We start from the raw sequence: 23,420 nt of genomic DNA on the forward strand, positions 1-23,420 counted from the left end.
TATAGGCTATGTATTGGCCCGGCTGGCCTGTAACGTGCGGGTCAATAGCGCGCGAAGGGCGGCAGGTTTTACCGGTTTCAGCAGCAGTTGATAGCCGTCGCGTTTGACCATGTCCGCAACGGCTTCGGTACGGTCAGCGGTAATCACAATGCCGGGCACCGCGCCCGATAAGCGCTCGCTCAGTGCGTCCAGAGCCATCAAGCCGGTCACTTCATTGTCCAGGTGATAGTCAGCGAGGATCGCATCCGGGTCGCCATCCATGTTGCGCAGGATGGATTTAGCGCCCCCAATGCTGGTGGCGGTAAAGACTTCACACCCCCAGCCGCTGAGCATGGCGGTCATGCCTTCCAAAATCAGGGTTTCATTGTCTATACACACAATGCGCGCACCGGCTAGCTTATTGCCGCTGCGCCGGTTGGTAGGCTCTTGCTCGGCAGCGGTGATTGCCCTGGCCGCTACCACAGGCACGCTGACGGAGAACACGGTACCAATGCCTTCCCAGGAGCGAACCTTAATCGGGTGGTCAAGCACTCGGCTCATGCGATCAGCAATAGAGAGCCCAAGTCCCAAGCCTTTTTCACTCTCCTTGTGACGCGATACCTGATCCAGACGGCGGAACTCCTGAAAGATTTCCGTGAGCTTGGACTCGGGGATGCCGGGGCCGCTGTCCCAGACTTCTATTAAAAGCCGCTGTCCTTGGCGACGACAGCCCAGCAGCACATGCCCATCCTGCGTATAACGCACCGCGTTGGAAAGGAAGTTTTGCACGATCCGACGCAGCATCTGCGGGTCCGAATCAACCCATAGCTGGGTTGGCACAACGTTGAGATCCAGGCCGCGGTTATCGGCCATGACTTCAAATTCAGCGCGCAGCGGGCGGAATATATCGGCGAGTGCAAAGTGGCTGCGGCGCGGTGTCAGCGCGCCAGCGTCCAGTTTGGAGATATCCAGCAACGTGCTCAACAGCTCTTCAGCGGCCTGTAGCGAGTTATCAATATGCCCGATGGTACGCTGCGTATCCGGAGTGGTTACGTTTTGCATAAGCGCTGACGTAAACAGCCGAGCAGCATTCAGCGGCTGCAATAAATCGTGGCTTGCTGCTGCTAAAAAGCGTGTTTTAGAGGCGTTGGCATCTTCCGCCAGTTGCTTGGCCTGGCGCAGGGCCTGCTCGGCCTCGGCGCGAACACGGTTCTCCTGACGCAGGGCGGCGTTGGCTTCAGAAAGCGCCTGGGTGCGCTCGCGAACGCGCTCTTCTAGTGTTTCATTGGTCTCTTCAAGCGCTATTTCAGCTTGTCGACGCTCAGTAATATCTTGATAAAGCGAGAAAAAGCCCAGAATCGACTGGCTGTCACCAAAGTGAGGGGTATAGGTGACCAGCATATGGCGCATGACATCGTGGACGTGCATGGAGACTTCAAAACTTACCCGCTCTCCATTCAGTGCTCGGGCGACCCAAGGGCCACGCTCTTCTGACTGCTTAAGTGACAACACATCCTCAAAGCGTCGGCCAATCACCGCATTACGATCAATGTTAAATGCTTGCTCATAGGCGCGGTTGGTAAACAGGTAGCGGCACTCTTTATCAAAGTAGGCAATGAGCGCAGGGACATTATCGGTGTAAATACGGATATTGTTTTCGGAACGAATCAGTGCCTCTTCAATCCGCTTTTGCTGGGTAATATCCTGGTACGTGTAAACAAATCCACCGCCGGGCATCGGGTTACCCTGAACTTCCAGCACGCTGCCATCCTGACGATAGCGTACGTAGCGATGAGGGTGACCTTCGCGAATATTATCCAGCAGTAGCTGGACATGTTCTTCGGGGTCGCCCGGGCCATATTCGCTGTTATGAGCGTTATAGCGGAAGATGCGATCAATTGGCGCGCCGACGCGAATTAAATGGTCGGGAAAGCGGAACAGCTCAAGATAGCGTTGGTTCCAGACGACCAGGCACAGATTTTGGTCAACAACGCTAATCCCTTGGTTAATGTTTTCGATAGTGGCCTGCAGCAGTGCCCGGTTGAACTCCAGTACCTGTGACGCTTCATCAACAATAGAGATAACATCGGAAATGCCGATTCCGCGTCCTTGTAGCGCTGAGTTAACGACAATGCGTGCCGAGGATGCGCCGAGTACCGAGGCAAGAAACCGCTCGGTAAATTGAATAACATCAATGGAGGCGCGTGTGCTGTAGTCCAGTGGCTTGCCCAGGCGGCGCGCGTAATCCTCAAATGCCCGTTCCACCTGGCTTGCGCCCAAAAAGCGCTCACATAATACTTTTAGGTCGCCCACCGTCGTGGCACCTGTCCACGGGCGGTTCACCGAGGTCTGGCGCGTTTCAACACTATCGACAAATAGCGAGGCCTGGATACGCTCAACCACTCGCTGCGAGGTCACCTGGGAGATGAAGATATAGCAAAACAGGTTAACGCCCAGCGATAGCATGACGCCGTGGGTAAAGCTATCCCCCAGGTTCAGGCCAAAAAGGGCGGTGGGGGAGAGCCAGGCAATCCCCATCGGGCCGTCTGAGAGCCATGCCAGGGGCAACACGCCGGCATTCGTCATGGCGGGCAACAAGAGGCTGTAAACCCAGATGGCAAAGCCTGCGTTCATCCCCACGATAACGCCCAACCGGTTACCGCGTTTCCAGTAAAGCCCGCCAATGACCGCAGGGGCAAACTGCGCGGCGGCTGCAAAGGAGAGCATGCCGATAGAAGCAAGCGAAGTGAGCTCGGCGATGAGTCGGTAAAAGCCGTAGGACATCGCCAACACGACAGCAATGGTGATGCGACGGGCTCGCAGGACCAGGCGTCCGTAGTCACGGGCTTTGGTATCAAACCAGCGCAACCGGAACAGGGCCGGGATAACAATTTCATTGGAGATCATGATGGAAACGGCGACCGCTGCAACAATCACCATGCCGGTGGCGGCTGAAAACCCGCCAATGAAGGTCAGCAGCGCTAACCACTCATGGCCCGAGGCCATGGAAAGCGCCAACACATAGGTATCAGGCTCGACGCCGCTCTCTGAAAAGAGCAGTAACCCGGCTGCGGCCAAGGGCACAACGAAAAAAGCGATAGCCAACAGATAAAGCGGAAACAGCCAGCGGGCTTTGGTGGCGTCATCCGGGTGAATATTTTCAACCACGGCCACATGGAATTGACGTGGCAGGCAGAGAATCGCCAGCATCGCGAGCAGCGTTTGTGCCCAAAAACTTTGGCCGAAGTCCTGGTTGGCGAGCTGGCGCTGAAGGCCAAGCTGGCTCTCTGCGTGCCCCATTAGCTCGCTTAAGCCATCGAACATGCCCCAGGTAACAAAGGCGCCTAGCACAATAAATGCGACAAGTTTGACGATGGATTCAAAGGCGACGGCATGAATCAAGCCTTCATGGTGCTCGGTCGCATCGGTATGACGGGTACCAAACAAAATGGCAAACACAGCCATAATAACGGCTACATAAAAGGCGGTGTCGCCAAAGAGCGGGCTTCCCACGCTATCGCTGGCATCGGTTAGCACGCTAAACGTGGACGAGACAGCCTTTAGCTGTAGCGCGATATAGGGAAGCGTTCCGATCAGCGCGACCAGGCTTGCAAACGCGGCAAGCGACTGCGTCTTTCCGTAGCGCGAGGCGATAAAGTCCGCGATAGAAGTGACGTTTTGGTGTTTGGCAACGCGGATCATTTTGGCGAGAACCGGCCAAAACAGTAAAAATGTCAGGATAGGACCAACAAAAATACTCGCAAAGGACCAGCCTGCCGTGGCTGCCTGGCCTACTGCGCCGTAAAATGTCCAGGAGGTGCAGTAAATGGCCAGCGCCAGGCTATATATGAGGGGGCGCCGGCGGCTGGCGCCGTGGGTACGGGCACGGCGGTCGCCGTGCCAGGCAATACCGAAGAGAATCGCGATATAAAGAAAGGATACCGCGACCAGCAGCCCACCGTGAAACATGCCTATTTCCCCCACCAACGTTTATCTCGCCCAGCGAGCGGCGCGTGTAAAGAGCCCCATTCTAGGCGAAGAGCAACGCTTGCGTCTCTCCTATGCGTCGGCATTCCCGCATACGGTGGCTAACAGCGTGGATGTTTCGCGCAAGAGACGAAGTTCGCTCAACTGCGCCTCGCCAGCCTCGTTGCTTAGCGGCACCAGTTCACGGCTTTCGCAGTTCAGCAAGTAGGGCTGAGTAGACACAAAATCAGTATGACGGCGAATGAACTGGTAAAGAATAAACTCCACCACCTGATCACCTTCAATATCGCGGGTAATAATGTTGTCGCTATCCACCACGCTAAACTGGGTCGTGATGGGGAAAACAAACGTCCATGGGCGCCATACTTCTGTTCCGGTGGCACTACTGACGATGACGGATGATTCAGGTAACTGGTGTTGTTTGTGCTCAAACCACGAGTACTCCACGTGAATCTGATAACCGAGCATACCCAGCCCCGCAAACACCGGCACTATCCATTTAGGAAGCCGGTTGCGAGATAGATTGCGTAGAATCAAACCAATCCCCGCAGCGGCCAGTGCAGCAAAAATAGCGGCAATCAAGTGCCATATCATAAAGCGATTTCCTGAAAGAGAACGGGCTTCCCAAAGGAAGCCCGGTTCGACATGGATTCCGTGAAATGCGCTCTGGCGAGCGCATTCAGGAACGATTATGGCTTAGTGATCAACTGCGGCACCAGCACCTTTTGGATAGCGTACGCTTTGCACTAGCTCCTGGATCTCTTTAGGCGGCGGCGCCGTCATGCTAGAGACAAGGAAGGCAACGGCAAAGTTGATCATGGCACCCACCGCACCGAAGGAGAGCGGGGAGATACCGAACAGCCAGTTATCCGGGGTATTGGGCAGCATGTTGGTGCCCGGGATAAAGAACCAGCCGAGGTAGGTAAAGATATACAGCAGGGTACACGCCAGGCCTGACAGCATACCGGCCACGGCTCCGGTGCTGTTCATGCGAGTTGAGAAAATACCCATCATCAGTACCGGGAACAGCGAGGCGCCGGCAATACCGAAGGCCAGGGCGACGGTCTGTGCCGCAAACCCTGGCGGGTTCAAGCCAAGATAGGTGGCCAGCAAGATAGCCCCGCCCATTGAGATGCGTGCTGCTAACATCTCCTTCTTCTCGCTGATATTCGGATTGATCGTGTTCTTGATTAAGTCATGACTGATCGCCGACGAGATAGCGAGAAGAAGACCCGCCGCTGTCGAGAGGGCAGCCGCAATACCGCCCGCCGCGATCAAGCCAATTACCCAGGCGGGTAGGTTGGCGATTTCTGGGTTAGCCAGAACCAGAATGTCATTGTTGACCGTCAGCTCATTGCCTTCCCAGCCGCGACTATCAGCGATAACGTCAAACTCAGCGTTGGCATCGTTATAGAACTGGATGCGGCCGTCATCGTTAAAGTCAAAGAACGTGATCAGGCCAGTCTCTTCCCAGGTGCGGAACCACTCAGGACGATCCTCGTAGAAGATTGGCTCGGCACCGGCCTCCTCATAATTCTCAACCTGGCCGGTTAGCTCAGGATAAACGGTGGTCATCAGGTTCAGACGTGCCATGGAGGCTACGGCTGGCGCTGTTAAGTACAACAGCGCGATGAAGACCAGCGCCCAGCCCGCAGACCAGCGTGCGTCAGCCACCTTGGGAACCGTGAAGAAGCGAATGATAACGTGGGGAAGGCCAGCGGTACCGATCATTAGCGAGAGCGTGAACAGCACCATATTCAGCTTGTTGTCGACGTCGGCGGTGTAATCCTGAAACCCAAGTGCCATGACGACATCATCAAGTTTTTGCAGCAATGGCAGGCCAGATTCCGTGTGGGAGCTGAACATACCGAACATGGGGATGGGGTTGCCCGTCAACTGCATGGAAATGAACACAGCCGGGATGGTGTAGGCCACAATCAGTACAATGTACTGGGCGACCTGAGTATAGGTGATGCCTTTCATACCGCCGAAGACGGCGTACAGGAAAACAATCCCCGCAGCGATCCAGATGCCCCAGGTGCTAGGTACTTCCAGAAAGCGTGAGAAGGCAACGCCAGCCCCGGTCATTTGCCCGATTACATAAGTAACTGATGCGATAATCAGGCAGATAACCGCGACGACCCGAGCGGTACGGCTATAGAAGCGCTCACCGATAAAGTCTGGAACGGTAAACTTGCCGAATTTACGCAGGTAGGGAGCGAGCAGCATAGCCAGAATAACGAAGCCGCCGGTCCAGCCCATCAGGTAGGTTGAGTTGGCGTAACCGCCGGAGGCGATCAGGCCCGCCATGGAAATAAACGAGGCCGCTGACATCCAGTCGGCCGCTGTGGCCATACCGTTAGTGATCGGGTGAACACCACCGCCAGCCACATAGAACTCTTTTGTGGAGCCCGCGCGCGCCCATATCGCGATACCGATATAGAGCGCAAAGGAGGCGCCTACAAAAAGCAGGTTGATTGCAAATTGGCTCATTCTGACTTACTCCTCAAGGCCAAATTTCTTATCGAGCTGATTCATTCTCCAGGCGTAGAAGAAGATCAGAGCAATAAAGGTAAGGATCGAGCCCTGCTGAGCAAACCAGAAGCCCAGGTCTGTTCCCCCTATTTGAATGCTTGCTAGAAGCGGTCTAAACAAAATCGCGCATCCGTAAGACACGAAGGCCCACACAATAAGGCATCCGGTAATTAAACGAACGTTGGCTTTCCAGTATTCCGCAGCATTGGATTTGTCATCTGCCATTGTGTTGCTCTCCACTTGTGTTTTTAGGTTTGGAAAGTTCACCAGGAATAGCGTTTAGCATGTCAGGGTAATTGCACGCTAAAACTACCTACCGCTTGGTTTTGTCTCTTGGTTGGTTATTGATTATTGCCGTTGATACAAGCGTTTTATGAGATTTTGGTAAGTTTTGGTTAGCACTGTGCAATTACCCTGAATGATGCATTGTCAATACTGGACAATAATCGCTAAAAAATAATCCCAGACTTTGGTATCACTATCTACTATAGACTAAATAAAGAGTTTCAAATGGCTGAATATTAGCGTTTTTACGTACATTTTTTCAGCAGACTACTCGTTAGTTGAACGATGGTCTAGGGTTTGGTTAAAAGATAATATTTGCTACTTTAAAATAGCGTTCAATGCTAACGGTTAGTTGCTGGGGAGGTGCTACTTTAGTCGTTTAAACCAACGTCGGGCGACGTTGGAATAATAGATAAAGGTATATAGAGTAGTATGTGTTTCTTAGTGGCAGGTTTTGTACAGGCTTATTTGGGTTAATTGGTTTACTTTATTGAGAAGGGCTTATGCTAGGCAGTAGTCTGACGCTACCGTTACTAATAAAAAGTAGTAGGCTGGCTCTTAAACACCGTAAACCAGAAAGAAGTACCTCACCCGTTGATTGACGTACTTCCAATTTTACGGACGTCGCTTTTTTCTTTTGTAGTGTAAGGACATGCCCCATGGTTGATGTTGATCTGTCCCAACTGCCATTTACGTTGCTTGATGACACGGGGCGCGAGCATGTTCGTCGAGGCATGGACCTTGCCTATTTTGACCGCGATGACATTATCCTGGAAATGGGCGAGCAGGGTGCTTACGTTTTTCTTATTCATAAGGGAGACGTCGCTGAGATAGACCCCTCCTTGCCTGCGGCAAGTGCTCACATTGGGCACTACACGGCAGGGGACTTGTTTGGCGCCATTAGCATCTTGAACGGAAAAAGCCGCTACCGTTTTCAGGCTGAGCAGGAGTGCCTTTGCTACACCATGCCCAGCCTTCTGTTTAGCCAGCTGTGTCGCCAGTACCCTCCTTTTGAGCAGTTCTTTAGGCAGTCACTTGCTCACAAGGCGCGCTTGTTGACAGAAAAGCGCGCCGACGGTGGCGTCACCATGGCAGGCTTTATGCTGGCCCGCATTAGTGAATGTATGCGAGCGCCCCTGCTGATGGATGCTTCTACCACTATTGCCGGGGCGGTTGAAAAGCTTAACGAAAGCCATGCTGACAGCCTGCTGGTGGAAACCCAAGGCAAGCTTGGCATGGTGACGAAAACCGATTTGCTCAATGGCCTGGTCGTGAGCGGCTTCACGTCAGCCACTCTGGTGGGTCAGGTGGCGCACTTCTCCCTTGTCACGGTAACGCCTGAGCAGTACCTGTTTGAAGCCCTGGTGTTAATGACTCGGCACAAGGTTACCCGCGTTGTGGTGATGGAGCAGGCCGCGTTAAAAGGCGTGGTCGAGCTGACGGATGTGCTGAGTTATTTTTCCAGCCGAAGTTACGTTGTTAGTCTGCAGGTGGAGCAGGCTGATGACTTGGAAACGTTGGCAGTTGCTAGTCATCGTACCCCTGAACTCGTCACAGCCCTTATGGCACAAGGCGTTAAGCTTAATTTTGCCATGGACCTGCTGGCGGCCTTGAATGGCCGGATTATGAGCAAGGCCTGGGATTTTGTTATCAATGAGGAGCATCATCAGCATAGCTGCCTGATGGTGATGGGGAGTGAAGGGCGCGGCGAGCAAATTTTGAAAACGGATCAGGATAACGGTCTGATTTTAGACGACGACGCCCAGTGGCCAAGTGTCGCCGATGATATGCAGGCCTTAACCGAGACGCTCATAAAACTGGGTTACCCGCCGTGCCCTGGTAATATCATGGTCTCTAACCCCGAGTGGGTTGCCAGCGTTTCTCAGTGGAAGAAGCGTATTGCTCAATGGGCCAACGTGCGCGATGGCGATAGTTTAATGAAACTTGCCATTATGCTGGATGCTCATTCAATGGCAGGGAATCCATGTTTACTTGAAAGCGTGCGCGAGGCGCTATTTGCGCGCTGTGCCCATGATGAAATTCTGCTTTCCTACTTTGCGCGTGCGGCTCTGCGTTTTTCAACACCGCTGACGCTTTTTGGTTCGCTTAAAAAGCCTCAGCACGGTATCGATATCAAAAAAGGCGGCATTTTTCCGATTGTCCACGGTGTACGTACCATGGCGCTTGAGCGGCGCATCAGCGTAACCTCGACGCTGGGCAGGTTGGAGGCACTGGTTGATGATGGCCGCCTTGAACGGCGCACAGCTGATGATTTAGGAGAGGCACTTTCACTGTTGACCGAGCTGCGTCTTAAACAGCAACTTAGCGGGCAGGATATGGACGATGCGCGCTCCAATCACGTGGTGGTGCAAGAGCTCTCGTCACTTGAGCGCGATTTATTGCGCGAGTCGCTACATATCGTTAAAGACTTTAAACAGCGCCTCTCCTATCGTTACCATTTAGAGTATTCATGAGCAGCGCTATGCAAGGCAGCAAAAAAGGCATGGCACTGCTGGGGCAAACGCTGCGCAGAATGTTTAAGCGTGAGCGAGATCGGCGCCGCTATGCGAATTCGCCTTACGCCTGGCTTTTCCAGCCCTATATGGGGGAAGAGCTAGTGGCGCTGGCTTGCGAATCACTACCCGGTGAAACGCCGGTATTAAGTGTGGCTGCTGTGGTACTTAATCAACAGCAAGTGCACACAAGCCAGCATCAGCAGCTTTACAATCCCGCCACGGCGGTACCCCTCTGTGCCGAGACACTGCATGCGTTTACCGATTTTATTGGCAACCGGCCGCTGGTCGGGTGGCAACTGGACCAGCAGTTTTGCATGCTTAATAGAGCCTTTAGAGCGCACCTCGGGTTTGGGCTACCTAATGTTCAGGTCGATGTGGCCAAACTGCATCAACGCCAATTGCGCCGTTTACACCCGTTAGTGGAGTCTTCCCAACCGTTTTCCGAGGCGTTGGCCTGCTGGCAAGTGCCTACTATCTCGACCCAGAGATTGCTAGGTAAAGCCACCGCAAGCGCCTTGCTGTATATGCGCTTACAGCGTGATATGACGCAGTCGGGTTAGCTTCTAGCGTAGTGGTGCCTGTGCCGATGGCCGTATTGATAACCGTATTGATAACCGTATTGATAACCATAGTGATGACCGTAGTTATGATCATAGTAACGACGTGATTTTGCCAGTTGGGTGAACGGCGGGAGTATTGTTAGAATAGCGGCTGCTCCTTCTACCATTGGCAGTGCTTATATCATGCAACACCTTGATCATTTTGACCCCGCCGCGGCAACCGTTGCACCGACGCCTGACCTGCAAGGCCAGCCGGCGCTTGAGGATGCCAAACAGAAACGCGAATTCAACAAGTTGCAAAAGCGGCTGCGGCGCGAGGTAGGTAATGCAATTATCGATTACCAAATGATCAATGAAGGCGATCGGATCATGGTCTGCCTGTCGGGGGGGAAAGACAGCTACACCATGCTTGAGATTTTACGCAACCTGCAGCGCAATGCGCCGGTGAATTTTTCACTGGTGGCGGTCAATATGGACCAAAAGCAGCCTGGTTTTCCTGAGCATATACTGCCCCGGTATCTGGAAAAACTCGGCGTGGAGTACCGCATTCTGGAGCGCGATACATACTCGGTAGTGAAAGAAAAAACGCCGGAAGGCAAGACAACTTGCGCGCTTTGCTCGCGGTTAAGGCGCGGGTCGCTTTACGGGTTTGCCGAAGAAATCGGCGCCAACAAGATCGCCCTTGGCCATCATCGTGAAGATATTCTGGAAACGCTGTTTCTGAATATGTTCTTTGGCGGCAGCCTGAAGGCAATGCCGCCCAAGCTGCTTTCCGATGACGGCAAGAATGTCGTGATTCGTCCGCTGGCCTACTGTAAAGAGGCGGATATTGCGGAGTTTTCGCGCCTGATGGAGTTCCCGATTATTCCCTGCAACCTGTGCGGTTCGCAGCCGAACATGCAGCGTCAGGTCGTTAAGGAAATGCTGGCCGAGTGGGACAAAAAGTATCCGGGGCGTTTGGAAAGCATGTTTAAAGCGGTCACTAACGTCGCGCCTTCGCAGCTAGCTGACCGCGACCTGTTTGACTTTGCGGGACTGGAAGCCAAACAGGAAGCACTCATGGCGGGGCGTATTGAAGCATTTAACGTGAGCTAATCACCGGCTCTTCCTCTTCAGCAAGCGCTATAAGCCGCTGCATATCGAGGATGTTAACCTCGCGCCCTGAGACGGCCACCACGTCTTGCTGCTGAAAACGGCTCAAGATACGGCTGACCGTCTCAACCGCCAGCCCCAGATAATTGCCGATATCCGCACGCGCCATTGAAAGCCTAAAGCTGTAAGGCGAGTAACCCCGACGCCGAAAACGCTCTGAAAGCGTCAGTAGAAAACTGGCCAGCCGCTGGTCGGCGGTTTTGCGCGACAACAGGCGCATCATGCGCCGGTCATCGCGAAGCTCCTTGCTCATACTGCGGTACAGCTGACCACGAAGCTCCGGCAGCTCCTCTGAAAGCAGGTCCAGCCGATCAAAGGGAATTTCGCAGATGGTGGTGGTTTCAAGGGCAATCACGCTGCCTGGGTAGTGCTCTTCGTCAATGCCGTCCAATCCGACAAGCTCGCTGGGCAAAAAGAAGTTAGTGAGCTGATCGTTGCCATTACCTTCGCTGGTTACCTGTTTTAGGCTGCCTGAGCGAACGGCATACACACTGGTAAAACGGTCGCCTTGACGAAACAGTGTTTCGCCCTTTTTCAGCGGTGCTCGGCGTCTGATGATGGCATCAAACTGCCCCATGCCTTCAAGCTCAAGCGCTAGTGGAAGGCAAAGCGAGCTTAGGCTGCAGGTCTGACAGCGTGCTTCTTGAAGAAGCGAGCGTCGTTGGCTTGTCGAGGGTAGCATGACTATCTCCCTGTTTCTCTTTTGCCTAAATGGCTATCTACCGCAGGCGTTGATGCCGCCGGTTAAACGATTCTTGAGTAGCGTTGGCCTGAGTGCCCCGGAAGGTAAGCATCAAACGCCATGGCCAGTTGGCGAATCAGTAAACGGCCCATTGGCGTCGCCTCAAGCGTATCATCCAAGCGAACGATTAGCCCGTCCTGTTCAGCAGTGCGTAGGCTTTCCAGCGCACTGGCAAAGTAGTCGTTGGCGTTAACCTGCCATTGCCGGCTAACCGCTGCTAAATCCAGGCGCATATCGCACATTAAACGTTCGATAACGTCGGCTCGTATTAGGTCATCCTGATTTAATCGTACGCCTTTCACGGTAGCCAGTCGACCTTGATCCAGGTTCTCTTCGTAGCTAGCCAGGTCAGTAGGGTTTTGCGCATAGCTATCGCCTATTCGGGAAATAGCTGACACGCCCAGACCGATAAGATCGCATCTGGCATGGCTGGAGTAGCCCTGAAAATTGCGCTGTAGGGTGCCGTTGGCTTGGGCAACCGCCAGGCTGTCATTGGGTTTGGCAAAGTGATCCATCCCAATATGTTGATAGCCCGCAGCGGTCAGCATGTCGATGGTCGTACGCAGAATCGAAAGCTTTTCATCCGCACCTGGCAGGTCATCCACGCTGATACGTCGCTGAGGCTTGAAGCGTTCAGGCAAATGCGCGTAATTAAACACGGATAAACGCGCCGGATTTAACGCGATCACCTGTTCAAGCGTCTTGGCGAAGCTCCTTTCCGTTTGAAAGGGCAGACCGTAGATTAAATCCAGATTCAGCGAGAGAAAGCCCAACCGGTGTGCTTCATCCATTAGTGTTTCGGTAAGCACGCGAGGCTGATGACGGTTAATCGCCTTTTGAACGCGTGGGTCCAGGTCCTGTACGCCAAGGCTCAGGCGGTTGAAGCCCAAAGACTGCAGGTGGCGCAGGGTTAAAACATCGGCTTCGCGCGGGTCGATCTCAATGGCGTAGTCACGCTCTGGTGCGTTTGAAAGACCGAAGCGTGCGTCCAGGCGGTCAATCAAGTCGCCCATCTGCTCCAGTGAAAGAAACGTAGGGGTGCCTCCGCCCCAGTGCAACTGATTGACAGGGCGCTTTGTATCCAGATGACGGGCCGTCAGGACCATCTCACGATCTAGCCGATAGAGATACGACTCGGCCAGGGCGGTGTTCTTCGTGGCAATTTTATTGCACGCGCAATAAAAGCAGATTTTGCGACAAAACGGGATATGGACATAGATGGAGAGCGGGCGCTGGCTTGCGTTGCTGCGCTCAATGGCCTGGGTCGCATTTTCGGCGGTAAACCCTTCGTGAAAGGCCAGCGCCGTCGGGTAGGAGGTGTAGCGTGGGCCGCTTTTATCATAACGGCGCAGCAATGCGTCATCCCAGCGGGTGCTGGATGACGCGGTAGCAGTAACGGATGAGGGGACAGCCGTGGCACATACAGGCATGAAGAGGCGCTCCGGTAGCTGAAAATACGTTTTAAAAGCTACCGATAGGCTAGAGAACATAGCGCTGTAGTGCGTTGCGCCAGGTCAATGATTGGCGTGTGAGTGTCCGCCTGAATGCCCACCTGAGTGCATGTTGAGTGCCCAAAGCTGCCATACGGCAAAGCCGATAATGACGAGCGCAGCGATGGTTCTTGTCGCGGGGTGACGAATAAGATGTTTAAGCTTGCGTGCAGCAAGTCCTGTGGCCAGTAGTGTAGGCAGGGTGCCCAGGCCAAAAGCGCCCATTAATAAAGCCCCTTGAAGCGGCCGGGCCGTCGCCAGGCTCCAGGCCAGCATTGAATACACCAGCCCACAGGGCAGCCAGCCCCAAATGGCGCCTAGCGCGCATGCCTGGGGGAAATGAACCACCGGCATCAAGCGTCGGCCCCAGGGCTCAAGGTGACGCCATAATCGTTTGCCCACGGCTTCCACGCGCAAAAGCCCTTTCCACCAGTTAGCAATATACAGCGCCATGAGAATCAGCATGAGCGCTGCAACGCCTTGCAACAACTGGCGCGCCAGCAGTGAGGGCGAAAGCACGGTGCCCAACGCGGCTACCAGCGCGCCTGCCGTCATGTAGCTTAATATTCGGCCCAAGTTGTAGCTTAGCAGTAGGCCGCCCATACGCGCCGAGCTACGCATGCTGGGCGGAATGGCAAAGGTTAATGCGCTCATGACGCCTCCGCACATGCCGATGCAGTGGGCCCCGCCCATCAATCCAAACACGAACGCGGCGATAAGCGGAGGAAGATCAAGCCCGGTCGGGTTCATGGCACGCCTTTGACTGCTGAAGTGGATAAATGGGAGGTGGATACGTTGGAAGTAGATAGCCTGTGTGAAAAGCGTAGCGTATTAGCAATGACGGCAAGCACACTGACGCCAGCGCCCGTGATGGCGCCAAACGGCGATAGAACGCCTACTGCCGCCAGGCAAAGCGCTATCACGCTGATGGAGGCCGCCATACCCATTGAGTGTTGTATGCAGCGCTGCGTGGCGCGCGCAATGCCAAGGGTTTCTACGGCGCGCCCGCTTCGTGGGCTGAGTATGACCACGTCTGAGCAAGACGCTATCGCCTCGTCTGCTGCCTGCGTTGTTGTGGCCAATGAAAGCAGGACGCAAGGATTCGTCATCACCACGCCTCGTGTGCGTAACTGCTGGTAAGCGACCGTCAGCGCCGCTGGGGTTGCCAACGCCAGTGCGCAAGGACTGCCTGCTATTAGCAGAGAAAGCAGTACATCCAATGCCAGTAGCGGTTTAAACCACCACCAAAGGGCTGCCACGCTCAGCGTTATGATAAGCAGGCCAGCGGTCCATTTGTGCACGCTGCGCGCGTTAATACTGGCCAGGTGCTTCCCAGTAAAAGCAGCGCCAACTAGGGCGCTTAGTACTGCAATACGGGTATGGGCAGGCGGTTGGACTACGTTAATCACCAGCGGGTTTTCGAGGTTTTGGCAGCCTGCCAGCACGCTATCTCCTTTCGCGTAACTCACCGGGAGCGGTTCGCCGGTGAGCTGTGAGGTGTTCAGGCTTGATGCGCCTTGCTCGATAATGCCGTCAGCAGGTATCCGCTGCCCCGCGTTCACTACGATACGATCACCTGGGCAAAGCTCACACGCGGGTAAAATTCGCTCGCTTTTATCGGGGTTACGCCGAATGGTTGTGGCGGGTAGGGCTCCTTTAAATGTGTCTTGAGGGCTTCTTAAAATGGGTAATGATCGAGCGCAGCCAAAAAGCAGTAACAGCGTTGTGAGCAGCGCAATCATGCCAACGTACATGCCAACGTTGTGCTCCCCTGTGTGAAAAAACGATGCGTAGCCGCTGGCCAGGTAAGCGCAGCCCAGTGCCAAGGTAATGGGCACGGCCGGACCCAACAAGCCACGCTTTATATCGGCAAGCGCTTGTCGAAAAAAAGGCGGCGTGGCAAACAGCATGACAAGCGTTGCCAGTACCATGGGAAGCCAGTGAAGCAGCGTAGTAGTATGCGTATTGAGATCCCCTCGTACTTCACTCGGCAAAAAAAGCATGAGCAGCGTGATACCGAGAAGGCACGCCCCCGATACTCCCAGCCGCCAGGCACACAGGCGTTTTTTATAGCGCACGCGTTCCTGTGCAGGGTCTGGCTCAAAAGGCAGGGCGCTGTAGCCAATGCCGGCAAGCTCGGCCAGTAGCTGGGAAAGCTTAAGCTTGCTGGGGTGCCAGCTAACGTGAAGGCGATGCCGTGATAAATCGACGGCACTTGAAATGATGCCTTTCAGCGCATTTAAGCGATGTTCAATTAACCAGCCACAGGCATTGCAGGTAATACCTTCTACCGCGAGCGTAGCGCTTAACTGGTCACTGTCGACGCCAGGGGGCAACGTTTTCCGGAATTTTGCCTCAAATTCAGGGCTGTCGAAATACGCCCATGCATCGCTATCGAGTGTCTCTCCGGCAGGCGTTTCGGGCAGCTCAGTGCGCTGCTGGTAATAGCGCGCCAGGCCGCCCTGTACAATGGCATGGGCAACGGCCTCGCAGCCTGGGCAGCACAACGGGTACGTGGTATCGCCCAGCGTTATATGCCAAGGCGCATTGCTCGGAACAGGGCTGCCACAGTGGTAACAAGAGGAGGCCGATAACGTTGTCATGGCTTCGCTGCCCGTGCTTTAAATAACCGTATCATCAACGCTTTATCAGGTAAGAGTGTTTCCTTAAGGTAGCAGCCATCGGAAAACTCTTGAATGAATAGTGAAGGTTTAGCGGATTAAAATGCCAGGAGAAAGAAAACAGTGATGCCAGACGCTTATGCAGGATATTTGCCCCTTCCACCAGACGCGCTGGAAGATGTCTTGGCGAAAACTGAAGCCCCCGGCTTCTTTTTGGTGGAGGGGCTTGGGCCGCTGGCAGTGGTGGGGCGGGCGCGTATCGGGCGAATTTTATGGGCGCATGGCGCAGGTGCTGGGCATCAGTCATCTTTTATGCAGCGCATGATCAATGGGCTGGCAGCCCAAGGGCTTCAGGTGTTTGCGATTGACTTTCCCTATATGCAGCAGATTAATCAACAGGGTAAACGCCGCCCGCCACCGCCGGTTGCTCACACGGTAGCGCATTTTACTGCCTGGTATCGTCTGCTTGCGCCATTAGCGGCATCGCCACTGTGGGTGGGCGGAAAGTCGATGGGCGGACGAATTGCGACGATGTTGGCCAGCCAGCAGGCTTGCCCTGGTGTTATCGCCGCGGGCTATCCGTTTCATCCGCCGAAAGCGCCTGAAAAACGTCGGTTAAGTCACTGGCCTGATATTCACTGTCCGGTATTGGTACTGCAAGGCGAGCGTGACCCGTTTGGTACGCGTGAAGAAGTAATTGGCTATCCATTAACGCCTCAAACCAGGCTTGACTGGCTAACTGATGGTGACCATGACTTTAAGCCACGGCGCGCTTCTGGATTAAAACATGAGTTTTTGATTGACGAGGCGGCCTCACTTGCGGCATCCTTCGTCCGCGCTCATGGAACGCCTTCGGGAATGTGAGCAACGCGCTGGTTTAAATCACAAAGTTTAAACATAACGTGTTGACATTCAGCGAGGCTTCTGTAGAATGCAGCGCCACGTGACCAGCGGGTGGTTAGCTCAGTTGGGAGAGCACCAGCCTTACAAGCTGGGGGTCACTGGTTCGAACCCAGTACCACCCACCATCGAAAGATGGCCTGGAAACGTAAAGCAGTACCAAAGTAATATCAGCATGATGTAATGCGGACCGGTAGTTCAGTTGGTTAGAATGCCGGCCTGTCACGCCGGAGGTCGCGAGTTCGAGTCTCGTCCGGTCCGCCATCATCATACGGTTTACTTTGTAGCAGTTATCGCTATTCGGACCGGTAGTTCAGTTGGTTAGAATGCCGGCCTGTCACGCCGGAGGTCGCGAGTTCGAGTCTCGTCCGGTCCGCCACGATAACTTGCAGATTCGTTGATTAAAGATCAACACCCTGGGTGGTTAGCTCAGTTGGGAGAGCACCAGCCTTACAAGCTGGGGGTCACTGGTTCGAACCCAGTACCACCCACCATTTAAAGTCCTTTTAAATGGTTGTCATTGTAATACCGCGTTAAGTGCCTTATATGTGGACCGGTAGTTCAGTTGGTTAGAATGCCGGCCTGTCACGCCGGAGGTCGCGAGTTCGAGTCTCGTCCGGTCCGCCATTAAGCACCTTCGGTTTATACCGAACGAATTCTAAAACCCCGGATCATTGATCCGGGGTTTTTCGTATGTGCACGGGTTGGTTACGCCAGTCAGGCAACCGCGCTAACACCTGCCTTGGCAATCTGGACGTCCTGCTCAGGTTTTACACCGGAAATGCCTACCGCGCCGATCACTTGCCCATCGACGATCACCGGAACGCCACCTGACAATAAGCCAGGGAAGGGCGCGGAAACAAATGCAGTGCGGCCACCGTTAATCATCTCTTCAAACACCTGCGTTTCCTTGCGGCCAATAGCGGCATTACGCGCTTTATGAGAGGCGATTTCCGCGCTAAAGGGCGCGGCTCCATCCAGGCGACGTAGCGCCAGCAGGTGGCCGCCATCGTCAGTGACCACAATCGTCACCGGCCAGCGGTTGTTGTCCGCTTCTTGTTGCGCGGCATCAAGTATCTTGTTGATATCGGTAAGCGTCAGTACGGCTTTGGTTTGCATGGCATTTCCTGTTGGTTGGTTAATGGATGTTATTGAGCAAGTGCGGCGTCTACCACTTCGACCCAGTGACGAACCGGCGTCCGGTTCGCGCCTGCCAGGTGCGTTTGGCAGCCAATATTAGCCGTTACGATAAGCGCTGGGTTGCCTGCCTCCAGGGCATTGAGCTTATTGTCGCGCAGCTGTGTGGCCAGTTCCGGCTGGGTGACCGAGTAGGTGCCCGCTGAACCGCAGCAGAGATGAGCATCCTGCACCGGGGTCAGCGTAAACCCTAACGTGGTTAATACGCCTTCAACCGCGCCGTTAAGCTTCTGGGCGTGTTGTAGCGTGCAGGGGCAGTGAAAGGCCAGCCGCTGAGTCTCTTTTACCTGAAGGGCGTCCAGGGGTTCCTCGCGAAGTATCTCAACAATGTCTTTTGCCAGCGCACTGACTCTCTGGGCCTTTTCAGCATAGCGCGGGTCATCCTTGAGCATATAGCCATACTCTTTGATAAATGCCCCGCAGCCACTGGCCGTTTGAACAATGGCTTCCGCTCCTTGCTCAATATGTGGCCACCAGGCATCAATATTGGCGCGCATGCGTGCTCGGCCGTCATCCTGGGCGTTGAGGTGAAAGTCAATGGCCCCGCAGCAACCCGCTTCTGTGACGGGCGTTAAGCTAATATCCAGTCGGTCCAGCAGCCGCGCTGTGGCGGCGTTGGTGTTGGGCGATAACCCAGGCTGCACGCATCCCTCTAGCATCAGCATTTTCCGAGTATGCTGCGTACTGCCCGGCCGTTTGCCGGCATCAACGGGCGCGGCTGGCATTTTATTGCGTAGCTTGCCTGGCACCAGCGGCTTGAAGGTTTGGCCCAGTTTAAGCAGCGCCTTGAAGCGCGTTGGCTCCACCATCATTTTACGCAGTGCGTAGCGCTGGGCACGCTCGGCTGGCGGGCGCGGTACCCGACGCTCAATTTCAGCGCGGCCGATATTTAACAGCTTGTGATACTCGACCCCGGAAGGGCAGGTCGTTTCACAGTTCTGGCAGGTTAGGCAGCGGTCCAGGTGCAGCCGGGTTTCTGCGGTGACCTGGTCATCGTCGTCGCGGCTTTCCAGCAGCTCCTTCATCAGGTAGATGCGCCCGCGGGGGCCGTCACGCTCATCGCCCAGCAACTGGTAAGTGGGGCAGGTCGCGTTACAGAAACCGCAGTGTACGCAGGTGCGCAAAATGCGCTCCGCCTCCTGAATATGCGGCTTTTGAAGATCCGCATCGGTAAAATGCGTTTGCATATCAGTTCTCCTGATTAAAGCGCCGCATAAAGACGACCGGGATTAAAAATAGCGTGAGTATCCAGCTCCGTTTTCAGCCTACGGTGATACTTTTCAACCACGCTGTTTAACGGCGTAAAGGGCTCAGCGGCCCCACCTTGCGCCTGCGGGGTGTAGCAGGTAGCGTGCCCGCCGGCGGCCTGGCATGCCTTGCGTAATGTTGCTGCATCGAGGGTGGTTTTTACCCAGCGCTGGCTGCCGCCCCAGTCGTAAAAGATATCTTGCTGGGGAATATCCAATGCAAGCGGGGCAGTGTTCGGAGGGAGTGAAAGGCGCCACAGCGGTGGGGCATCGCGGTACTTAAAGAAGTCATGGGTATGATCACGCAGCGAGGCCCAAAAGCTGGCCTCCAGCGGTTCGCCCCCCAGGCGCTCACGGGTCGCTTTTACCGAGCTTTCGCCCCCCTCCAGGCGAATAAATAACTCGCCTGCGTGCCAAGCGGCGGCAGTGATGGGAAGCGGCTCGCGGCCAAGTTCAGCCAGTTTGTGTAAGGCCTCTTCAAGGCTTAGTGACAGGCGCAGACAGTGGCTTGCGGTGGGAACAGGCAGCACCTTAAAGGAGATGTCGGCCAGTACGCCAAGCGTGCCTTGGGCACCGGTCATTAAGCGGGAAAGATCATACCCCGCCACGTTTTTCATCACCTCGCCACCAAAGCGCAGCAGCTTGCCCTCTTGGGTAATAATGCGTGTGCCGAGCACAAAGTCGCGTGCGGCACCCGCCCAGGGGCGCCGGGGGCCAGAAAGCCCGGTGGCTACGGCGCCGCCAATGGTGCTGTTCTCACCAAAGGAGGGCGGCTCAAAGGGGAGCATTTGATGGTGTTCGGCAAGCGCTGCCTGAAGCACGCTTAATCGTGTGCCCGCCCGCACGGTGACCACCAGCTCTACCGGGTCGTAAGAGACAATGCCGCTGTGCTCTGCCATGTGCAGCGGCTGGCCTTCCACAGGGCGGCCATAAAACGCACGAGTGTTCCCCCCTGCAATACGCAGTGGCGTGCGCGTTTCATAGGCGTTACGCACCTGGTCACACAGGCGCTCAGAGATATCGCGGTCTGCGGCGTTAATCGCTAGATCGGTCATGAGTGTTCCTTATGCCATCAAAAACGCGGAAGCTCCGGGTGCGGCAATTCATTGTTATGCACATGCATGGCGCCAAATTCGGCACAGCGAGCAAGCGTAGGGATGTTTTTACCGGGGTTGAGCAGGCGCTTTGCATCAAACGCGGCTTTTAGCGCATGAAAAATGCGAATCTCATCGGCCTGGAACTGGCTGCACATCTGATTGATTTTTTCGCGCCCCACGCCGTGCTCGCCGGTAATGGACCCGCCCGCTTCCACGCAAAGCTCCAGAATCTTGCCGCCAACGTCCTCGGCAAGCGCAAGCTGCCCCTCTTTGTTGGCATCAAACAGAATCAGCGGGTGCATGTTGCCATCGCCTGCGTGAAACACGTTGGCCACGGCCAGACCACTCTGTTCAGAAAGTGCGGCGATGCCCTTGAGTACGCGCGGCAATTCGCGGCGAGGGATCGTGCCGTCCATGCAGTAGTAGTCAGGCGACATACGGCCAACCGCTGGGAAGGCATTTTTACGTCCGGCCCAAAACATGGCTCGCTCAGCCTCATCGCGGGCCTGTTGAATCTGTGTGGCGCCTGCCTTTTCGAGTACCCGACGTACCGTTTCACAGTCGTCATCTACATCTGCCTCAACGCCATCCAGCTCACACAGCAAAATGGCTTCAGCATCCATGGGGTAGCCTGCTTTAACAAAATCTTCAGCCGCTTTAATGGCTAGCCTGTCCATCATTTCCAGCCCGCCTGGAATGATGCCTGCGGCAATAATGTCGCCCACCGCTCGGCCCGCTTTTTCAATATCGTTGAAGCTTGCCATCAAGACCTTGGCGGTTTCCGGCTTGGGCAACAGCTTAACGGTAATTTCAGTCACCACACCGAGCATGCCCTCTGAGCCATTCATCAGTGCCAGAAGATCAAACCCCGGCGCATCCAGCGACTCGGCGCCCAGCGTCATGTGCTCGCCTTCAATAGTGAGCACGTCAACACGGAGTACGTTATGCACCGTGAGCCCGTACTTTAAACAGTGCACGCCGCCTGCGTTTTCTGCCACGTTGCCACCAATTGAGCAGGCGATTTGAGATGACGGGTCAGGGGCGTAGTAAAGCCCGTAAGGCGCGGCCGCTTCAGAAATAGCCAGGTTGCGTACCCCAGGCTGCACGCGCGCCAGGCGGGCGTCCGGGTCAACGCTTAAAACACGATTAAAACGCGACATTACCAGCAGCACACCTTGTTCAAGCGGAAGTGCGCCGCCGGAAAGGCCGGTGCCCGCTCCGCGCGTCACTACGGGCACATCCAGTGCGTGGCAGCGCTTTAGCAGGGCTTCAACCTGCTCAAGGTTCTCGGGCAGCGCCACCAGCATGGGTAGCACCCGGTACGCCGCCAAGCCATCGCACTCAAAAGGGCGCAGGTCTTCTTCCCGGTGCAGCAGGGTCATGGAGGGCACTGCCTGCTGTATATCGCTTAAAACCTCGGCTTTATCGCGGTGGACCAACTCGCCGTCAAGGCGCTCATCAAAGAGAATATTCATCACAACTTCTCTGGTTTTTTTATCGTTAAAGGTAACCGCACGGTCAATTCGCTATGGCATCAGTCTGAGCTTTTTTTGTGCGGCTGTCCAGGGTGTGGTGCAATGGTCAGACCAGTAATTAGTCGATGTTGAAACGCGCTGCCGCCTGCTTGCCAACGGGTAAATCTTACCTTGCCATGGGCGACCAACCAGCGCCTGGATGAGAGAAAACAGATGTCCTTTTCCAATCAAGAACCTGTGCTTGGCCTGCGTACGCCTGACCATGTTGCCGCCCGTTTGGAGCGCTTGATTCTGGATGGCGTCTTTCGGCCAGGCCAACTGCTGCCTTCTGAACGGCGCCTCTGCGAGCGGCTTAAAGTATCCAGAGCTTCGCTGCGTGAAGGTCTGCGCATTCTGCGTAGCAGAGGCGTGATTGAAACTCGCCAAGGGCATGGCTCAACCGTGGCATCGCTTCTCCCCATGCAGGATAAAAGCCCGTTGATGCACCTGTTCCATGATCACCCACGCACGCTGTTTGATCTGCTCGAAGTGCGCGCTCTGCTGGAAGGAGAGTCGGCTTTTTTGGCGGCGACGAGAGGTACCTCCATGGACCGCGTGTTGATTACCCGGCGCTACCAGGAGCTGGCGGATTATGCCGAGCACGCCGAGTGCATTGACGTTGAGCGGCTGGCGCGGCTTGACCACGCCTTTCATCTCGCCGTCTCCCAGGCATCGCACAACCCGGTGCTGGTACATACACTGCAAAGCCTGACCGACCTGCTGCTAAGTTCGGTATTTGCCTCGGTTAAGCATCTTTACCACCGTACGGGCCCGCGTGAAATGATCAACCGCCAGCATGCCTGGCTGCATGATGCGGTTGTCGCCGGCGACGCCGAACAGGCCAGGCGGGTGGCGCTGGAGCATCTCACCAGCATTACCGAGCTGCTACGGGAGCTGGAAGTAGAGAGCGAACGTCTGGAGCGCTCAGCCATGCGTATGGAGCCGTGGTAATGCTTTGCTGATGAAAATACCTGGCTAAAAGATTCACGTTGCTCAGCGGCTGACACAGACGCTAGCCTAGGCGATGACAATAATCAAAGGAGAGCGATGTGGCTATTTACCAGTTCGGTGAGCACCAGCCTGATATTCATGACGACGTGTACGTTGCTGAAACCGCAGACGTGATAGGGCAGGTAACCTTAAAAGCGCGCTCCAGCGTCTGGTATCAAGCGGTGTTGCGCGGTGACAGCGACCTTTTGGAAATAGGCGAAGAGAGCAATATTCAGGATGGCGCGGTATTGCATGCCGACCCAGGATATCCTCTCAAAGTGGGGCGCGGTGTCACGGTGGGCCACCAGGCCATGCTGCATGGTTGTAGCGTAGGCGATGGCTGTTTGATCGGTATTCAAGCCGTGGTGCTTAACGGCGCGGTGATCGGCGAAAACAGCCTGGTAGGTGCGGGGGCATTTATTAAAGAGGGCGCTGTGTTTCCGCCCAACTCGCTGATTGTGGGCTCACCTGCGCGGGTAGTACGCACGCTTTCTCCTGATGCCATAGAAGGGCTTAAGCTAAACGCGCAAAGCTATGTTATACGCGGCCAGCAGCATGCAACCTCGCTAAAACGCATCGATTAGCACATCAACTAATGCGTAGCTTTC

The 23,420-nt window shown here is 55.1% G+C and carries 18 protein-coding genes and 5 tRNA genes; 11 read left to right on the forward strand and 12 right to left on the reverse strand.

Annotated features, from left to right (window positions below; genetic code table 11):
- Window positions 1–6: 6 nt before the first annotated feature.
- The 4 genes from ACT3R4_RS02135 to ACT3R4_RS02150 form a co-directional block, all read right to left on the reverse strand.
- A complete protein-coding gene (locus ACT3R4_RS02135; protein ID WP_193056875.1) occupies window positions 7–3,948 on the reverse strand; it encodes a hybrid sensor histidine kinase/response regulator in 3,942 nt (1,313 codons plus the stop codon).
- A 90-nt stretch (window positions 3,949–4,038) separates the two neighbouring features.
- Window positions 4,039–4,560, reverse strand: a complete 522-nt coding sequence (locus tag ACT3R4_RS02140; RefSeq protein ID WP_172117421.1) for a hypothetical protein — start codon at window positions 4,558–4,560, stop codon at window positions 4,039–4,041.
- A gap of 102 nt (window positions 4,561–4,662) precedes the next feature.
- Complete coding sequence (locus tag ACT3R4_RS02145) at window positions 4,663–6,459, reverse strand: sodium:solute symporter family protein (RefSeq protein ID WP_172117422.1); 1,797 nt, start codon at window positions 6,457–6,459, stop codon at window positions 4,663–4,665.
- A 6-nt stretch (window positions 6,460–6,465) separates the two neighbouring features.
- Window positions 6,466–6,726, reverse strand: a complete 261-nt coding sequence (locus ACT3R4_RS02150; RefSeq protein ID WP_087105999.1) for a DUF4212 domain-containing protein — start codon at window positions 6,724–6,726, stop codon at window positions 6,466–6,468.
- 719 nt (window positions 6,727–7,445) lie between these two features.
- Between ACT3R4_RS02150 and ACT3R4_RS02155 the strand changes: the two genes are divergently transcribed.
- The 3 genes from ACT3R4_RS02155 (at window position 7,446) to ttcA (ending at window position 10,957) form a co-directional block, all read left to right on the forward strand.
- Window positions 7,446–9,260 carry a putative nucleotidyltransferase substrate binding domain-containing protein gene (locus ACT3R4_RS02155; protein WP_172117424.1) on the forward strand — a complete coding sequence of 605 codons (1,815 nt, stop codon included), beginning with the start codon at window positions 7,446–7,448 and terminating at the stop codon, window positions 9,258–9,260.
- A gap of 8 nt (window positions 9,261–9,268) precedes the next feature.
- Window positions 9,269–9,862, forward strand: coding sequence for a DNA polymerase III subunit epsilon (locus ACT3R4_RS02160; RefSeq protein WP_496201195.1), 594 nt, complete (start codon window positions 9,269–9,271; stop codon window positions 9,860–9,862).
- 183 nt (window positions 9,863–10,045) lie between these two features.
- Window positions 10,046–10,957 (forward strand): tRNA 2-thiocytidine(32) synthetase TtcA, encoded by a 912-nt coding sequence (ttcA, locus tag ACT3R4_RS02165; protein WP_172117426.1) that lies wholly within the window; start codon window positions 10,046–10,048, stop codon window positions 10,955–10,957.
- On the opposite strand, the gene fnr is transcribed toward ttcA, so the two are convergent.
- The 4 genes from fnr to ACT3R4_RS02185 all read right to left on the reverse strand — a co-directional run bounded on the left by fnr (window position 10,944) and on the right by ACT3R4_RS02185 (window position 15,849).
- Window positions 10,944–11,696 (reverse strand): fumarate/nitrate reduction transcriptional regulator Fnr, encoded by a 753-nt coding sequence (gene fnr / locus ACT3R4_RS02170; RefSeq protein WP_172117427.1) that lies wholly within the window; start codon window positions 11,694–11,696, stop codon window positions 10,944–10,946. The genes ttcA and fnr overlap by 14 nt on opposite strands.
- 62 nt (window positions 11,697–11,758) lie before the next feature.
- A complete protein-coding gene (gene hemN / locus ACT3R4_RS02175) occupies window positions 11,759–13,186 on the reverse strand; it encodes an oxygen-independent coproporphyrinogen III oxidase (RefSeq protein WP_441677221.1) in 1,428 nt (475 codons plus the stop codon).
- 84 nt (window positions 13,187–13,270) lie between these two features.
- The gene (locus ACT3R4_RS02180; protein ID WP_172117429.1) at window positions 13,271–13,996 is read right to left on the reverse strand and encodes a sulfite exporter TauE/SafE family protein; all 726 of its coding nucleotides are present in this window, start codon (window positions 13,994–13,996) and stop codon (window positions 13,271–13,273) included.
- Window positions 13,993–15,849 (reverse strand): heavy metal translocating P-type ATPase metal-binding domain-containing protein, encoded by a 1,857-nt coding sequence (locus ACT3R4_RS02185; protein ID WP_441677219.1) that lies wholly within the window; start codon window positions 15,847–15,849, stop codon window positions 13,993–13,995. Before ACT3R4_RS02185 ends, ACT3R4_RS02180 begins: the two co-directional genes overlap by 4 nt.
- A 144-nt stretch (window positions 15,850–15,993) precedes the next feature.
- Here ACT3R4_RS02185 and ACT3R4_RS02190 point away from each other — a divergent pair, with 144 nt between their 5' ends.
- The 6 genes from ACT3R4_RS02190 (at window position 15,994) to ACT3R4_RS02215 (ending at window position 17,394) form a co-directional block, all read left to right on the forward strand.
- A complete protein-coding gene (locus ACT3R4_RS02190) occupies window positions 15,994–16,731 on the forward strand; it encodes an alpha/beta fold hydrolase (protein WP_441677217.1) in 738 nt (245 codons plus the stop codon).
- A gap of 88 nt (window positions 16,732–16,819) precedes the next feature.
- A tRNA-Val gene (locus ACT3R4_RS02195) sits at window positions 16,820–16,895 on the forward strand.
- A 59-nt stretch (window positions 16,896–16,954) separates the two neighbouring features.
- Window positions 16,955–17,031 (forward strand) — tRNA-Asp (locus ACT3R4_RS02200).
- A gap of 38 nt (window positions 17,032–17,069) precedes the next feature.
- Window positions 17,070–17,146, forward strand: a tRNA-Asp gene (locus ACT3R4_RS02205).
- Between the two features lie 39 nt (window positions 17,147–17,185).
- Window positions 17,186–17,261 (forward strand) — tRNA-Val (locus tag ACT3R4_RS02210).
- A 56-nt stretch (window positions 17,262–17,317) separates the two neighbouring features.
- Window positions 17,318–17,394: transfer RNA gene (locus ACT3R4_RS02215), tRNA-Asp, on the forward strand.
- A gap of 90 nt (window positions 17,395–17,484) precedes the next feature.
- Here ACT3R4_RS02215 and ACT3R4_RS02220 read toward each other — a convergent pair.
- Genes ACT3R4_RS02220 through glcD form a run of 4 tightly spaced genes read right to left on the reverse strand, consistent with a single transcriptional unit; the run spans window position 17,485 to window position 21,783 of the window.
- On the reverse strand, window positions 17,485–17,886 hold the full coding sequence (locus tag ACT3R4_RS02220; RefSeq protein ID WP_087111863.1) for a GlcG/HbpS family heme-binding protein: 402 nt from the start codon (window positions 17,884–17,886) through the stop codon (window positions 17,485–17,487).
- Window positions 17,887–17,915: 29 nt separating this feature from the next.
- Window positions 17,916–19,151: a glycolate oxidase subunit GlcF gene (glcF, locus tag ACT3R4_RS02225; protein WP_441677215.1), complete on the reverse strand. Its 1,236-nt coding sequence runs from the start codon at window positions 19,149–19,151 to the stop codon at window positions 17,916–17,918.
- A 14-nt stretch (window positions 19,152–19,165) separates the two neighbouring features.
- Complete coding sequence (gene glcE, locus ACT3R4_RS02230) at window positions 19,166–20,266, reverse strand: glycolate oxidase subunit GlcE (protein ID WP_441677213.1); 1,101 nt, start codon at window positions 20,264–20,266, stop codon at window positions 19,166–19,168.
- Between the two features lie 17 nt (window positions 20,267–20,283).
- On the reverse strand, window positions 20,284–21,783 hold the full coding sequence (gene glcD / locus ACT3R4_RS02235) for a glycolate oxidase subunit GlcD (RefSeq protein ID WP_441677211.1): 1,500 nt from the start codon (window positions 21,781–21,783) through the stop codon (window positions 20,284–20,286).
- Between the two features lie 213 nt (window positions 21,784–21,996).
- On the opposite strand from glcD, the gene glcC reads away from it, so the two are divergent.
- Complete coding sequence (glcC, locus tag ACT3R4_RS02240; RefSeq protein ID WP_441677209.1) at window positions 21,997–22,773, forward strand: transcriptional regulator GlcC; 777 nt, start codon at window positions 21,997–21,999, stop codon at window positions 22,771–22,773.
- Window positions 22,774–22,871: 98 nt separating this feature from the next.
- A complete protein-coding gene (locus tag ACT3R4_RS02245; RefSeq protein ID WP_441677207.1) occupies window positions 22,872–23,396 on the forward strand; it encodes a gamma carbonic anhydrase family protein in 525 nt (174 codons plus the stop codon).
- The last annotated feature ends 24 nt before the right edge of the window (window positions 23,397–23,420 follow it).

It is taken from the genome of Halomonas sp. AOP7-E1-9, from assembly GCF_052376035.1.
GTDB classification, from domain to species: Bacteria; Pseudomonadota; Gammaproteobacteria; order Pseudomonadales; family Halomonadaceae; genus Vreelandella; species Vreelandella citrativorans.

Bases quoted from the DNA above. Each gene is read 5' to 3' on its own strand.
- glcE (WP_441677213.1), bottom strand. From the start codon at position 20,266: ATGACCGATCTAGCGATTAACGCCGCAGACCGCGATATCTCTGAGCGC.
- ACT3R4_RS02185 (WP_441677219.1), bottom strand. From the start codon at position 15,849: ATGACAACGTTATCGGCCTCCTCTTGTTACCACTGTGGCAGCCCTGTT.
- ACT3R4_RS02180 (WP_172117429.1), bottom strand. From the start codon at position 13,996: ATGAACCCGACCGGGCTTGATCTTCCTCCGCTTATCGCCGCGTTCGTG.
- ACT3R4_RS02155 (WP_172117424.1), top strand. From the start codon at position 7,446: ATGGTTGATGTTGATCTGTCCCAACTGCCATTTACGTTGCTTGATGAC.
- ACT3R4_RS02140 (WP_172117421.1), bottom strand. From the start codon at position 4,560: ATGATATGGCACTTGATTGCCGCTATTTTTGCTGCACTGGCCGCTGCG.
- glcF (WP_441677215.1), bottom strand. From the start codon at position 19,151: ATGCAAACGCATTTTACCGATGCGGATCTTCAAAAGCCGCATATTCAG.
- ACT3R4_RS02190 (WP_441677217.1), top strand. From the start codon at position 15,994: ATGCCAGACGCTTATGCAGGATATTTGCCCCTTCCACCAGACGCGCTG.
- glcD (WP_441677211.1), bottom strand. From the start codon at position 21,783: ATGAATATTCTCTTTGATGAGCGCCTTGACGGCGAGTTGGTCCACCGC.
- ACT3R4_RS02220 (WP_087111863.1), bottom strand. From the start codon at position 17,886: ATGCAAACCAAAGCCGTACTGACGCTTACCGATATCAACAAGATACTT.
- glcC (WP_441677209.1), top strand. From the start codon at position 21,997: ATGTCCTTTTCCAATCAAGAACCTGTGCTTGGCCTGCGTACGCCTGAC.
- hemN (WP_441677221.1), bottom strand. From the start codon at position 13,186: ATGCCTGTATGTGCCACGGCTGTCCCCTCATCCGTTACTGCTACCGCG.
- ACT3R4_RS02150 (WP_087105999.1), bottom strand. From the start codon at position 6,726: ATGGCAGATGACAAATCCAATGCTGCGGAATACTGGAAAGCCAACGTT.
- ACT3R4_RS02135 (WP_193056875.1), bottom strand. From the start codon at position 3,948: ATGTTTCACGGTGGGCTGCTGGTCGCGGTATCCTTTCTTTATATCGCG.
- ACT3R4_RS02145 (WP_172117422.1), bottom strand. From the start codon at position 6,459: ATGAGCCAATTTGCAATCAACCTGCTTTTTGTAGGCGCCTCCTTTGCG.
- ttcA (WP_172117426.1), top strand. From the start codon at position 10,046: ATGCAACACCTTGATCATTTTGACCCCGCCGCGGCAACCGTTGCACCG.
- ACT3R4_RS02160 (WP_496201195.1), top strand. From the start codon at position 9,269: ATGCAAGGCAGCAAAAAAGGCATGGCACTGCTGGGGCAAACGCTGCGC.
- fnr (WP_172117427.1), bottom strand. From the start codon at position 11,696: ATGCTACCCTCGACAAGCCAACGACGCTCGCTTCTTCAAGAAGCACGC.